Origin of the sequence: Streptomyces sp. NPDC101191 (assembly GCF_044767915.1) — a bacterium.
GTDB lineage: Bacteria > Actinomycetota > Actinomycetes > Streptomycetales > Streptomycetaceae > Streptomyces.
Map to the genome: position 1 here is coordinate 117,089 of NZ_JBIWOU010000015.1, position 13,294 is coordinate 130,382.

Consider the following 13,294-nt stretch of genomic DNA (forward strand, 5'->3'; position numbering starts at 1 on the left):
GCACCTTCCGTCACCCCCTGTTCACGAACACGCCGTCATATGCCATGGCATGACGGCGCGTGCGGGAGGGCATATCCCTGGTGAAGTGAGCGGCACGGAGACCGCCACCCGGGAGGCCCTTTGCACCAGGACGACCGTGCAGGACATGTACGGGCGAAGCGGAGGGCCGGCGCTCGGCCCGCGCATCGTGGCCTGAGCCCGGTCCCATTCCGCCGCGACCACCGCTCCGCCGGCAGCTTTTCGGCCAGTGGCCCTTCCGCCGAAGCGGTTCCGTCGCAACCCCGACCTCACAGGGGTCCTCGAAGGGGGTCTGTCCTTCCGTGGTGACCAGCACTAAGCGCCGCTTGTCCGACAGGCGCACCTATGTTCTCGACACCAGCGTCCTGCTGGCCGACCCCAGCGCGATGTCCCGCTTCGAGGAGCACGAGGTCGTGCTCCCCATCGTCGTGGTGACCGAGCTGGAGGCCAAGAGGCACCACCCCGAACTCGGCTACTTCGCCCGGCAGGCCCTGCGCCTGCTCGACGACTTCCGGGTCCGGTACGGGCGCCTCGACTCCCCGCTCCCCATCGGGGATCTGGGCGGCACCCTGCGTGTCGAGCTCAACCACTCGGACCCCGGGGTCCTTCCGGCCGGCTACCGGCTCGGGGACAACGACTCCCGCATCCTCGCGGTCGCCCGCAACCTGCAGGCGGAGGGGTACGACGTCACCGTCGTCTCCAAGGACCTGCCGCTGCGGATCAAGGCGTCCTCGGTCGGCCTCCTCGCCGAGGAGTACCGGGCGGAACTCGCCATCACGGACTCCGGCTGGACCGGGATGTCCGAGGTCGCGCTCGCCGCGGACCAGGTCGACCTGCTCTACGACCAGGAGACCCTGTACGTACCGGAGGCGGCCGAGCTGCCGGTGCACACCGGGCTCGTGCTCCAGTCCGAGCGGGGCAAGGCGCTGGGCCGGGTCACGGCCGAGGGCAGTGTGCGCCTGGTGCGCGGCGACCGGGAGGCCTTCGGCATCCGCGGCCGCAGCGCCGAGCAGCGAATCGCGCTCGACCTGCTGCTCGACCCGGACGTGGGCATCGTCTCCATGGGCGGCCGGGCCGGCACCGGCAAGTCCGCGCTCGCGCTCTGCGCGGGCCTGGAGGCGGTCCTGGAGCGCCGTCAGCACCAGAAGGTGATGGTCTTCCGTCCGCTGTACGCGGTGGGCGGGCAGGAGCTCGGCTATCTGCCGGGCACCGAGGCCGAGAAGATGAGCCCCTGGGCGCAGGCGGTCTTCGACACGCTCTCGGCGGTGGCGGGCCGCGAGGTGATCGAGGAGGTGCTCGGCCGCGGGATGCTGGAGGTCCTGCCGCTCACTCACATCCGGGGCCGCTCGCTGCACGACGCGTTCGTCATCGTGGACGAGGCCCAGTCCCTGGAGCGGAACGTACTGCTGACCGTTCTGTCCCGTATCGGGGCGAATTCCCGGGTGGTCCTGACCCATGACGTCGCCCAGCGCGACAACCTGAGGGTGGGCCGGTACGACGGAGTCGTCGCCGTGGTCGAGAAGCTGAAGGGGCATCCGCTCTTCGCGCACGTCACGCTGACGCGCTCCGAGCGTTCGCAGATCGCCGCGCTCGTGACCGAGATGCTCGAGGACGGTCAGATGTGATCTGTCCCGAATGAGGTGATTCGCACCGCAGTTGGCGCCGCCCGGCAAAGCGCGAGAGCTTAGCCGGGCGGCGTCGCGCTGTCTCCCTTATCCGTCAAATCCCGTGCGTCCAGCCAGGTGTGAGCTTTCACACGCAGCACGGAATTGCCTTGCGGTGTCGCCGTCCGGCAAAGTCTTGCTTCCGTCAGGCCCCGCATACGGCACACGTGCACCCTCAGGGGTGTAGCACCACACAACTCAACAGCCGTTCGCCGTATGCCGCCCACAGCACCACGGGCCCGTGTCTTCTGTGACCCAGTAGTCGGAGACCAGCGTCAGGGGCACGATTTTCGCCCGCTTGGTCACCCTGTGCGGGCGATGCTGGAAGGAAACCGTGTGAGCCGGATCTCGGTCCGGGGATTCGCGGTGGCTTCGGCCACTGCGGTCACCACTGTCGGCGCCGTCGTCGGAGTCGCCTCGGGCAACGCAGCCCAGGCCGCTGACGACAACTTCGAGGCCACCGCGGCCGACACCACGCTGCTCGCGGACATCCCCGCGGGCGAGCAGGCCCAGGTACAGGTCTCCACCCTCGCGGAGCAGGCCGACGCCCAGGCTGCCGCCGCGGACTCCGTCGCGCGCAAGTCCGCCGAGGAAGCCGCCCGCATCCAGGCCGCCAAGGACGCCGAGTCCAAGAAGGAAGCGGCCGACAAGGCGGAGAAGGAGCGCAAGGAGGCCGAGGCCGAGCGCGCCAGCCGGTCCGCCCTCCGTGACGCGTCGAGCTTCGCCGCCCAGGGTTCGTACAGCATCTCGGACGTCAAGGCGATCGCCCGCCAGATGATCCCGGGTGACCAGTTCCAGTGCTTCAGCAACATCGTGAACCACGAGTCCGGCTGGAACTACACCGCGACCAACGCCTCCTCGGGTGCGTACGGTCTCGTCCAGGCCCTCCCCGGTTCGAAGATGTCCTCGGCCGGCGCGGACTGGCGGACGAACCCCGCCACCCAGATCAAGTGGGGCCTCAACTACATGAACGGCCGTTACGGCAGCCCCTGTGGCGCCTGGTCGTTCTGGCAGGCGAACCACTGGTACTAGGAGACGGCGCCCGGTAGTGATCCGTACCGGCCCCCGCTCAACCCGGCGAAGCCCCTCACCGTCCTTCGGTGAGGGGCTTCGCCCGTGCAGGGGTGTAGGTTCGGGGAGCCGAGGGGGGAGAGGGAAGAGCATGTCGAGACTGCCAGGATGGCTGCGCCGCGTGGGCGACGGCCTGAGCCGCATGGGCGAACGCCTTGACGAGCGGCGGGCGGAGGCCGAGCGCGACGCCCCCGCGGAAGCGCCGTACGCCGGCCCGGGACCCGTGCCCGCCCTCGCGACCGCCTCGGCCGCACAGGCCACCCCGGACACCGCTGCCGCCTCGGCCGCCGCCGGCCCGCCCCCGGTCGCCGCGCCGGTCCAGGCCGAGGCCGAGTCCGGCGCCACGGTTCCCGAACCCGGACCGTCCGTCCCCGAGGCCGCCCCCGAACCTCCGGTGCCCGCCGCCTCGGTGCCCGCACCGCCCGCCTACGCGCCCGCCGTCGCCGCCCGCCCGGACCCGGTGGCCGCGATCCCCTGGGGCATGCGGGTCGCCGCCGAGGCCGGCTGGCGCCTGCTCGTCCTCGCCGGCACCGTCTGGGTGCTGATGAAGGTGATCAGCTCCGTGCAGCTGGTCGTCCTCGCCTTCGTCGCCGCCCTCCTCATCACCGCGCTGCTCCAGCCCACCGTCGCGCTGCTGCGCAGGAAGGGCCTGCCGCGCGGGCTCGCCACCGCCGTCACCGCCGTCTCCGGCTTCGTGATCATGGGGTTGGTCGGGTGGTTCGTGGTCTGGCAGGTGATGGACAACATCGACAGCCTGTCCGACCGGGTCAAGGACGGCATCGAGGAGCTCAAGCACTGGCTCCTCGACAGCCCCTTCCATGTCACCGAGCAGCAGATCAACGACATCGCCAAGAACCTCAGCGACACCATCGGCGCCAACGCCGAGCAGATCACCTCCGCCGGACTCCAGGGCGTGACCGTGGTCGTGGAGGCGATGACCGGCATCCTGCTCGCGATGTTCTCCACCCTCTTCCTGCTCTACGACGGGAAGAAGGTCTGGGAGTGGACGCTCAAGCTGGTGCCCGCCCAGGCGCGGCCCGGCGTCGCGGGCGCCGGTCCCCGGGCCTGGCGGACCCTGACCGCGTACGTCCGGGGCACGGTGCTCGTCGCCCTCATCGACGCCGTCTTCATCGGCCTCGGTCTCTACTTCCTCGAAGTGCCGATGGCCGTGCCGCTCGCCGTGTTCATCTTCCTCTTCGCGTTCATCCCGCTCGTCGGTGCCGTCGTCTCCGGCGCCCTCGCGTGCGTCGTCGCGCTCGTCACCAACGGGGTGTTCACCGCCCTGATGGTGCTCGTGGTCGTGCTCGCCGTGCAGCAGATCGAGGGCCACGTCCTGCAGCCGTTCATCCTCGGCCGGGCCGTACGGGTGCACCCCCTCGCGGTCGTGCTCGCGGTCGCGGCCGGCGGTCTCACCGCCGGGATCGGCGGCGCCGTCGTCGCCGTCCCGCTGGTCGCCGTCGCCAACACGGTGGTCGGCTACCTCCGCGCGTACAGCACCGAGCAGGCCCTGCGCGCCGCCCCCGAACCCCGCGGGGCGACCGCCTACGAAGTGGCGCCGACCCCGGCGCCCGGCTCGGCCGACCGGGTGCCGGGAGGCTCCGCGTGATCTCCGAGCCCGAGCTGGTCGGTGGCCCGGACGGCCCTGGCGCCCCGCGGCCCCAGGTGTGGGTGGAGCCGCAGCCGTGGCCGCAGCCCGCGCCCGGTGGCCGGCCGGAGGCCCCGCGGGCCCGCCGTCCCTGGCTGTGGGCGCTCGGCGGCGCGGCCCTCGCCTCGGCCCTCTGGGCCGGCGGGCTCTACGCGTACGAGAGCCGGGGCCCCGACCTCGGTGCCTACCGCACCGACCGCGACCCGTGCCAGGTGGGCCGGTTCGACGGGCTGACCTCGGCGATCGGGCCCAAGGGACCGTCCATGAACGAGCCGCTGAAGGTGGACGAGCCCGCTCTCTTCCAGTGGGGGTGCGGCGTGAGCCTGGCGAAGGGGAGCGCACGCTACAGCGCGAGCGTCGACTACGCCCTGCACCGGGTGACCGACCCGGGCCCCGAGTTCGAGGCCCGGATGACCGATCCGCAGATCAGTGAGCTGGGCGACCGGATCGGCGGACTGGCCGAGTACGCCTACGTGGGCGAGCTCAGCGGCGGAGGCGTCTGGGTGCGGGTCGTGGACGGGCAGGCCGAGATCTCGCTGACCGTCATGCCCGAGGTCTGGGACGAGAAGAGGAACCGGTACGTGGAGTCCCCGGACCTGGACCCGGCCGCCCTGCAGACCTATCTCGTCGAGGACATGCGGCAGTTGATGGCGGCGCTCCAGCGGTGAGCGGGAACGCCCGAGGGGCCCCGGGGTTCGCACCCCGGGGCCCCTCGCGTGGTACGGACGGCCCTACTCGGCCAGCACGGCCTCGGCGTCGAGCGTGACGCCGACCGCCTGGATGACCGAGGCGATCTTCACGGCCTCCTGGATCGTCTCGCGGTCGACGCCGGCCTTGCGCAGGACCTGCTCGTGCGAGTCCAGGCACTGGCCGCAGCCGTTGATCGCGGACACGGCCAGCGACCACAGCTCGAAGTCGACCTTCTCGACACCCGGGTTGCCGATGACGTTCATCCGCAGACCGGCGCGCATCGTCCCGTACTCGGGGTCCGACAGCAGGTGCCGGGTCCGGTAGAAGACGTTGTTCATCGCCATGATCGCGGCGGCCGACTTGGCGGCCTGGTAGGCCTCCGGCTTCAGGTTCGCCTGGGCCTCGGGCTCCAGCTCCCTGAGGACCCGCGGCGAGCGCGAGGCGATGGCGCAGGCCAGCACCGTGCCCCACAGCTGCTGCTGCGGAAGCTCGCTGTTGCCGATGACCGAGCCGAGGTTCAGCTTCAGGTCCTTGGCGAAGTCCGGTACGGCGGCCTTCAGCTCATCGAGCGCCACGCTCACTCACCGGCCAGGAGCGCGGCGGCGTCGAGGGTGTCCTCGCCCTTGGTCCAGTTGCAGGGGCACAGCTCGTCGGTCTGCAGGGCGTCGAGGACCCGCAGGACCTCCTTGGGGTTACGGCCGACGGAGCCGGCGGTCACCATGACGAACTGGATCTCGTTGTTCGGGTCCACGACGAAGACGGCGCGCTGGGCGAAGCCGTCGGCACCCTCGACGCCGCAGTCGCGCATGAGCTCGTGCTTCGAGTCGGCGAGCATCGGGAAGGGCAGGTCACGCAGGTCGGCGTGGTCCTTGCGCCAGGCGTGGTGGACGAACTCGGAGTCGCCGGAGACTCCGAGGATCTGGGCGTCACGGTCGGCGAACTCGTCGTTCAGCTTGCCGAACGCGGCGATCTCGGTCGGGCAGACGAAGGTGAAGTCCTTCGGCCAGAAGAACACCACGCGCCACTTGCCCTCGTAGGACTTGTGGTCGATCTGCGCGAACTCCTTGCCGCTCTCCAGCGACACGCAGGCGGTCAGGTCGTAGGTGGGGAACTTGTCACCGACAGTGAGCACGCGCTCTCCTTACAGGCCGGAAGGGTCCCTTTTGAGGTCTTCCGTGAGGGGTTGGACGGCCCACAGCATGGCACGGAGTGCATTGATCAGTGAAATAGCTATAGTGGGTCGGGTTGATCGAAGGTGGTTATCAGTGATTCCCGTGCGCCGGGTGAAGCAGCCCAGCCTCTCCCAGCTCAGAGCATTCGCGGCGGTCGCGGAGCATCTGCACTTCCGGGACGCGGCGGCAGCCATAGGGATGAGCCAGCCGGCCCTCTCGGGTGCGGTCTCGGCGCTTGAGGAGGCACTCGGTGTCCAGCTCCTCGAGCGTACGACGCGCAAGGTGCTGCTCTCTCCCGCGGGCGAGCGGCTCGCCGTGCGCGCCCACGCCGTGCTCGACGCGGTGGGCGAGCTGATGGAGGAGGCGGAGGCCGCGCAGGCGCCGTTCACCGGGGTGCTGCGGCTCGGGGTGATCCCGACGGTCGCGCCCTATCTGCTGCCGAGCGTGCTGCGGCTCGTCCACACCCGCTACCCCGAGCTCGACCTCCAGGTGCACGAGGAGCAGACCTCGTCGCTGCTCGAAGGGCTCTCCGCCGGGCGGCTCGACCTGCTGCTGCTCGCCGTCCCGCTCGGCGTTCCGGGCGTCACCGAACTCCCCCTCTTCGACGAGGACTTCGTACTCGTCACGCCCGAGGGGCACCCCCTGGCCGGGCGGGCCGACATCCCGCGCGAGGCGCTCCAGGAGCTCAAGCTGCTGCTCCTGGACGAGGGGCACTGCCTGCGCGACCAGGCCCTCGACATCTGCCGGGAGGCCGGCCGCACGGACGGGGCGCCGGTCACCACGACGGCGGCGGGACTGTCGACGCTGGTGCAGCTGGTGGCCGGCGGACTCGGCGTGACCCTGCTGCCGCGCACCGCGGTGAAGGTCGAGACCGCCCGTAACACCGCCCTGTACACCGGGGACTTCGCCGATCCCGCGCCCACCCGGCGGATCGCCCTCGCGATGCGGACGGGCGCGGCCCGCCAGTCCGAGTTCGAGGAACTGGCGGGCTCGCTCCGGGACGCCATGAAGCGGCTCCCGGTACGGATCGTCCGGGCGGGCGCTACTCCGTCCTGAGACCGTCGGCCCGCACGAGCCGGAGGAGCAGCGGCAGGCTCAGGACGGTGACCAGGGCGATCAGGGCCGCGCCGACCCCGGTGACGGGCAGGAAGACCCACCAGTCCTCGACCTGCTTGCCGATCATCCGCAGCAGCACCAGGCCGAGCGCGAGGCCGCCCGCCACCGACAGGGCGAGGCCGAGCACGATCGGCACCGCCGTCTGCCACAGCACCGACCAGCCGAGAGTGGCGCGGCGGGTGCCGAAGGCGACCAGCGAGGACAGCAGGCGCTTGCGCTCCCGCAGTTGCTCCAGGGTCGTGACCAGCAGCGACACCGCGACGAGCAGCATGGTGAGGGTGGCGCCGATCATGATGCCGGTGCGCACGCTGCTGAACTGGGCGTCGCGCTCGACGTCCTGGAGGGTCTGCACGCGGGTCAGCGGATCGAGCCCGGCGACCGTGTTCCGTACGTACTCGGGGGCGTCCGGCACCGCCGGGTCGATCCGGATCATGGCCCCGGCCTCCGGCGCATCGAGCCGGGTGGCGTCGATCGCCTTCGGCGTGGCCATCACCCCGAACTGCACCCGGCCCAGCGGATCGAGGCGCGCGTCCACGGTGCGGGCCGAGGCCGGGATGCGCCAGGTCGGCATCGCCCCGCCCGCGTACCCCTGCGGGTCGCGCAGCGCGACGGCCGCACCCGGCTTGGCGGTCTCGGCGACCCAGGCGTCGTCCGGGCCCTCGGTGCCGTGGGCGAGGACGATGAACACGTCGCCATCGGTGCAGGAGGGCAGGCGGGCGAACTCCTTCAGGGAGGCGCAGTCGCCGACCGCGATCGAGGTGATCGGGGCGAAGTCCTCGCCCTTCCTCAGCGGGCCGGGACGCCACACGTTGGACTCGATGGTGCCGACGACCGACTGCACGCCCTTCGTCCCGGCCAGCGCGTCGATGGCCCGGCGGGCGTCGTCGGAGCTCCTGGCGGCGACCTTGGTCTCCATCTGGGCGCGCGCGGTGTCCATGTTGGTGGGTCGCATGAAGTCGTTCTGCATCGCCTGGAACAGCATCTGCAGCGCGATCGCCCCGGCCGCCGCGACGACGATGCCGCTGACCGTACGGGCCGCGGTGCCGCTGCTCAGCTGGAGCCGGCGGGTGGCGAGCTGCCAGGCCACCGGGCCGCCCCGCAGCCGCCGGACCAGCGCCTCCACCAGCCAGGGCAGCAGGGTGGTGAGTCCGACGAGGGCGACGGTCGAGCCGAGGGCGATGCCGACGGCGTCGATCGAGGTCTCCTCGATCCGCACCCTCCCCACGGTCGGTACGAGCAGGGCCGCGCCCGCGAGGACGAGGATCAGCCGCCAGGCGAGCCGGCGGGGCCTCGGGGTCGCGGTCCTGACCACGCCGAGCGGTTCGATCGCCACCCCGCGCAGGGCGAAGAGGCTGACCACGACGGCGGAGACGGGCACGGCCGCGACGATCACCGCGGCGAGCCAGGGCACCGGGGACACGTCGGCGGGGAAGGCGTTGACGTCCCAGATCTGCACGGTGCCGGCCAGCTGCCCGGCCAGGGCGAAGAAGCCGGCGCCGACGGCCAGTCCGAGCAGCGCGCCCGCGAGGGACTCGCCCGCCGCGATCCGCCGGGTCATGGCGGTGTCCGCGCCGACCAGACGCAGGGCGGCGAGGCGCCGGTCGCGCTGCTCGCCGCCGAAGCGGACGGCGGTCGCGACGAAGACGAGCACCGGCAGCAGCAGGACGACACAGGCGATGACGACGAGCAGCAGCAGGAACGCGTTCATCGGCTCCCCGGGCACCGACCAGCCGTAGCGCTCGCCCCGCCCGGTGAAGTTGTCGGTGGTGAGGATGTCCGTGCCGGCGACGTAGCGCAGTTCGGCCGGGCCGATCAGCGCCGCGTCGCCGAGAGTTCCGCTGACCCGGTACGGCAGGCGTTCGCGCAGGAGCGCGCCGTCGGCGGAGTCGAGCAGCTCGCGCAGGGCGGGGGAGACCAGCATCTCGCCGGCCGCGGGCACCTTCGCCGCGCCCGGGGGGACGGGCGGGCTCGCGCCCTCGGGCCGGAGCAGCAGCCCGGTGACGGTGTCGCCGCGGTAGAGGGTGGTCTGGTCGGCGTAGAGAAAGGTCTCCGGGCCGGGCCGCTCCACCAGCTCGCTCGCGTCGACGGCGCGGGCCGACTCGCGCACCTCCCGCTGGAACAGCATGTTCGGCATGGACGCGGCGACGAGCAGCAGGGCCACGCCGAGACCGATGCCGGTCGCGGTCAGGGCGGTGCGCAGCCAGCCGCCGCGGCCGCCGGTGACGGCGAAGCGGGCGCCGAGGGTCAGGTCGCGGGCCCAGGTCCGCATGCTCATACCGCCCACTCCGTGTCCCGAACGATGCCGTCGCGGACCACGACCTCGCGGTCGGAGTAGGCGGCGACCCGGGCCTCGTGGGTGACCAGGACGACGGCGGCGCCGGTGTCCCGCGAGGCGTCGGTGAGCAGCTGCATCACCCGCTCGCCGTTGAGGGAGTCGAGCGCGCCGGTGGGCTCGTCGGCGAAGATCACCCGGGGCGCGGTGACGAGCGCGCGGGCGACGGCGACCCGCTGGCCCTGCCCGCCGGAGATCTCGCCGGGCCGCTTGCCGGCGACGTCCTCGACCTCCAGCCGGGCCAGCCACTCGCGGGCCCGCGCCTCGGCGGGCCTGCGGCGCTCGCCGTTGAGGCGGAGCGGCAGGGCGACGTTCTCGACACAGGTCAGTTCGGGTACGAGCTGACCGAACTGGAAGACGAAGCCGAAGTCGGAGCGGCGCAGCGCGCTGCGCTGGCCGTCGGTCAGCGCGGTGAGTTCGCGGCCGTCGTAGTGGATCGTGCCCGCGTCGGGGCGGACGATGCCGGCGAGGCAGTGCAGCAGGGTCGACTTGCCGGACCCGGAGGGGCCCATGACGGCGACGACCTCGCCGGCGCGCAGGGAGAATTCGGCCCCGGCGAGGGCCGGGGTCGGGCCGTAGGCCTTGTCCATCCCGCTCGCGCGGAGCAGGGGTGCGGTGGTCATCGGCGTATCTCCTCGGCGAGCCGGTCGAGGCGGGCGGCGGTCAGCTCCAGCCAGCGCAGGTCGGCCTCCAGGTGGAAGAGCGCGTGGTCGCAGATGAGCTGGTCGGCGAGGTCGCCGTCCTTCTTGCGCCGGGTGAGCTCGCGCATCAGGCGCAGGTGCTCGGTGCGCTGGACGTCGAGCAGCTCGGCGGCGCCGCGGCCGGTGAGCAGGGCCAGGACGACCTTGGTGTAGAGCGTGGACTGGAGGTACGGCTCCGGCTTCTCGGGGGTGGCGAGCCACTGCGCGACGTCGGTGACGCCGGCCTCGGTGATGGCGTACCGCTTGCGCTCCGGGCCGCCGCCGGCCTCGACGCCGTCGACCTCGACGAGGCCGTTCTTCAGGAGCCGGGACATCGTCGAGTAGACCTGCCCGTAGTGGAGGGGCCGGTCGTGGCCGAAGCGCTCGTCGAAGGCGCGCTTGAGGTCGTAGCCGTGGCGCGGGCCGGACTCCAGGAGTCCCAGAAGGGTGTGACCGATGGACATGCCTGCCACTCTACACGCAGTGTATACGCACGATGTATAGCCCGGGTCAGGGCCGGATCAGGGCTCGCCGGGGCCGCGGGACACCCCTCGAACGCGAAGTCTGTGACCGGCGGCACACAACCATCCGGACCCGTGGAGCGTCGGTTCCCTCGGGAGTGGGTGCTCATTGTCACGCCCGGAAAAGCCGGATGGATCGCCCTTTGTCGCGATCGCCGGTGTTAGCTTGCTGAGCTGATTCGAAGACGAGCGGAGCGAACGAGGACATGGGCCGAACAGGTAACAGCCAGGCGAGAAAGGGCGGGCGGATACGCCGCCTCTTCACCTGGAAGAAACTCCTGGGCACGTTCTTCGTGGGCTGCCTGCTCGTGATGGGCGCCCTCTACGCGCTCTACCTGATGGTCCCGGTGCCGTCGGCCAACGCGGACGCGACGCTGCAGAGCAACGTCTACAAGTACTCCAACGGCAAGGTCATCGCCCGCACGGGCAAGATCAACCGCGAGATCGTGGGCCTCGAGAAGGTCCCGACGGACGTCCAGCGGGCCTTCGTCGCCGCCGAGAACAAGACCTTCTACAAGGACAACGGCGTCGACGTCATGGGCACCGCCCGCGCCGCCTGGAACACCCTCACCGGCAAGGGCAAGCAGGGCGGTTCGACGATCACCCAGCAGTACGTCAAGAACTACTACCTGAGCCAGGACCAGACGGCGACCCGCAAGCTCAAGGAAATGGTCATCGCCATCAAGGTGGACCAGCGCATGAGCAAGCCGGAGATCCTCGCCGGCTACATCAACACCAGCTACTACGGCCGCAACGCCTACGGCATCCAGGCCGCCGCCCAGGCCTACTACGGCGTCGACGCCACCAAGCTCACCGTCTCCCAGGGCGCCTACCTCGCCTCCGTGCTCCAGGCCCCCAGCCAGTACGACTGGACCTTCGCCGGCCCCGAGGGCCGCAAGCTCGTCGAGGAGCGCTGGAACTACGTCCTCGACAACATGGTCGAGGAGGGCTGGCTGGAGGCCGGTCAGCGGGCCGGCCTGAAGTTCCCCGTCCCCCAGAAGCCCAAGGCCCCCAAGGGCCTCAGCGGTCAGAGCGGCTACATCGTCGAGGCCGCCAACCAGGAGCTCGTGCGCCAGGGCGTCAGCGAGGAGGACCTGAAGGCCGGCGGCTGGACGATCACCCTCAACATCGACGAGAAGAAGCAGAAGGCCCTGGTCAAGGCCGTCGACGAGCAGCTCGAGGACCAGCTCGACCGCAAGGGCGACAAGAAGCAGGCCACCGTCCAGGCCGGCGCCACCTCCGTCGACCCGAAGACCGGCGCGGTCGTCGCCATGTACGGCGGCGTCGGAGCCACCGAGCACTGGACGAACAACGCCACCCGGCGCGACTACCAGCCCGCCTCGACGTTCAAGCCGCTCGTGCTCGCCTCGGCCCTGGACAACGACGCCGAGACCCAGGACGGGCGCCGGATCGGCCTCGGCACGATCTACGACGGCACCAGCAAGCGCCCGGTCGTCGGCAGCGACATCAGCTTCGCGCCGGAGAACGAGGACAACCAGAGCTACGGCCCGGTCAGCGTCCAGAAGGCCACCAACAGCTCGATCAACTCGGTCTACGCCCAGATGATCGTGGACGTCGGCCCCAAGAAGGCCAAGCAGACCGCCCTCGCCCTCGGCATGAAGGACGGCGCGGACTTCGGCACCACCCCGGCGATGTCGCTCGGCGTCATGGGCGCCTCCACCCTGGACATGGCCGGGGCCTACGCCACCCTCGACAACCACGGCAACAAGGTCACCCCGACCCTCGTGAAGACCGCCGAGCACAAGGACCGCAAGGTCGAGGGCGTGCAGTCGATCGGTGAGCGGGTCATCAGCCGCGAGGCCGCCGACACCACCACCAAGGCCATGCAGGGCGTCGTCCAGAGCGGCTCCGGCTTCCGCGCCGCCGGCGACTACCAGGCGGCGGGCAAGACCGGCACCTCCGAGAACAACCGCTCGGCCTGGTTCGTCGGCTACACCCCCGAACTCGTCACCGCCGTCGGACTCTTCGGCGAGGACGCCAAGGGCAACCAGGTGACGCTCACCGACACCATCAACCCGGGCCGCGCCAACGGTGGCCGCACCCCGGCCCAGATCTGGGGCGCCTACACGACCAAGGCGCTCGGCGGCGGCTCCGACGCCACCTTCGACCTGGAGACCGACGGCACCTCCGGCGGCGACACCGTCCCGACGCCGACCCAGACCACCGGGTCGCCGACGCCCACCCCGACGGAGAGCGGCGGCGCCACCACCCCGCCGCAGCCGCCGACCTCCACGGCCACCACGCCGACGCGGCCGCCCACGCCGACCGACACGACCCCGCCGGAGCCGACGCCGACGCGGACCTCCGACCCGACGACCCAGCCGCCGCCGGACGGCGTCGTCGACGGCCGCCCCGGCACCTGAC

At 71.4% G+C, this 13,294-nt stretch carries 11 protein-coding genes; 6 read left to right on the plus strand and 5 right to left on the minus strand.

The window, feature by feature from the left end; translation table 11 throughout:
* The first annotated feature begins 320 nt into the window (after window positions 1–320).
* From ACIRQF_RS36955 to ACIRQF_RS36970, 4 genes are all read left to right on the plus strand, one after another.
* The gene (locus tag ACIRQF_RS36955) at window positions 321–1,643 is read left to right on the plus strand and encodes a PhoH family protein (RefSeq protein ID WP_389757836.1); all 1,323 of its coding nucleotides are present in this window, start codon (window positions 321–323) and stop codon (window positions 1,641–1,643) included.
* 375 nt (window positions 1,644–2,018) lie between these two features.
* Window positions 2,019–2,714: a transglycosylase SLT domain-containing protein gene (locus ACIRQF_RS36960; protein WP_376637807.1), complete on the plus strand. Its 696-nt coding sequence runs from the start codon at window positions 2,019–2,021 to the stop codon at window positions 2,712–2,714.
* A gap of 130 nt (window positions 2,715–2,844) precedes the next feature.
* On the plus strand, window positions 2,845–4,359 hold the full coding sequence (locus tag ACIRQF_RS36965; protein ID WP_404099254.1) for an AI-2E family transporter: 1,515 nt from the start codon (window positions 2,845–2,847) through the stop codon (window positions 4,357–4,359).
* The gene (locus ACIRQF_RS36970) at window positions 4,356–5,066 is read left to right on the plus strand and encodes a hypothetical protein (RefSeq protein WP_404099256.1); all 711 of its coding nucleotides are present in this window, start codon (window positions 4,356–4,358) and stop codon (window positions 5,064–5,066) included. The genes ACIRQF_RS36965 and ACIRQF_RS36970 overlap by 4 nt, the downstream gene beginning before the upstream one ends.
* Window positions 5,067–5,129: 63 nt before the next feature.
* On the opposite strand, the gene ACIRQF_RS36975 is transcribed toward ACIRQF_RS36970, so the two are convergent.
* Together ACIRQF_RS36975 and ACIRQF_RS36980 are read right to left on the minus strand one after the other, a co-directional pair.
* Entirely contained in the window at window positions 5,130–5,663 is a 534-nt protein-coding gene (locus ACIRQF_RS36975; protein ID WP_376637810.1) for an alkyl hydroperoxide reductase, read from the minus strand.
* Window positions 5,664–5,665: 2 nt separating this feature from the next.
* Window positions 5,666–6,220 carry a peroxiredoxin gene (locus tag ACIRQF_RS36980; protein WP_376637811.1) on the minus strand — a complete coding sequence of 185 codons (555 nt, stop codon included), beginning with the start codon at window positions 6,218–6,220 and terminating at the stop codon, window positions 5,666–5,668.
* A gap of 151 nt (window positions 6,221–6,371) precedes the next feature.
* On the opposite strand from ACIRQF_RS36980, the gene ACIRQF_RS36985 reads away from it, so the two are divergent.
* A complete protein-coding gene (locus ACIRQF_RS36985; RefSeq protein ID WP_404099260.1) occupies window positions 6,372–7,316 on the plus strand; it encodes a LysR substrate-binding domain-containing protein in 945 nt (314 codons plus the stop codon).
* Here ACIRQF_RS36985 and ACIRQF_RS36990 read toward each other — a convergent pair.
* The 3 genes from ACIRQF_RS36990 to ACIRQF_RS37000 are packed head-to-tail and all read right to left on the minus strand — an operon-like array spanning window position 7,303 to window position 10,852.
* Window positions 7,303–9,651: an FtsX-like permease family protein gene (locus tag ACIRQF_RS36990; RefSeq protein ID WP_404099262.1), complete on the minus strand. Its 2,349-nt coding sequence runs from the start codon at window positions 9,649–9,651 to the stop codon at window positions 7,303–7,305. The two genes, ACIRQF_RS36985 and ACIRQF_RS36990, sit on opposite strands and share 14 nt — an antisense overlap.
* Window positions 9,648–10,331 (minus strand): ABC transporter ATP-binding protein, encoded by a 684-nt coding sequence (locus ACIRQF_RS36995; RefSeq protein ID WP_389757823.1) that lies wholly within the window; start codon window positions 10,329–10,331, stop codon window positions 9,648–9,650. The genes ACIRQF_RS36990 and ACIRQF_RS36995 overlap by 4 nt, the downstream gene beginning before the upstream one ends.
* A complete protein-coding gene (locus ACIRQF_RS37000; protein ID WP_382484125.1) occupies window positions 10,328–10,852 on the minus strand; it encodes a PadR family transcriptional regulator in 525 nt (174 codons plus the stop codon). Before ACIRQF_RS37000 ends, ACIRQF_RS36995 begins: the two co-directional genes overlap by 4 nt.
* Window positions 10,853–11,115: 263 nt before the next feature.
* Here ACIRQF_RS37000 and ACIRQF_RS37005 point away from each other — a divergent pair, with 263 nt between their 5' ends.
* Window positions 11,116–13,293, plus strand: a complete 2,178-nt coding sequence (locus ACIRQF_RS37005; protein WP_404099266.1) for a transglycosylase domain-containing protein — start codon at window positions 11,116–11,118, stop codon at window positions 13,291–13,293.
* Window position 13,294 lies beyond the last annotated feature (1 nt).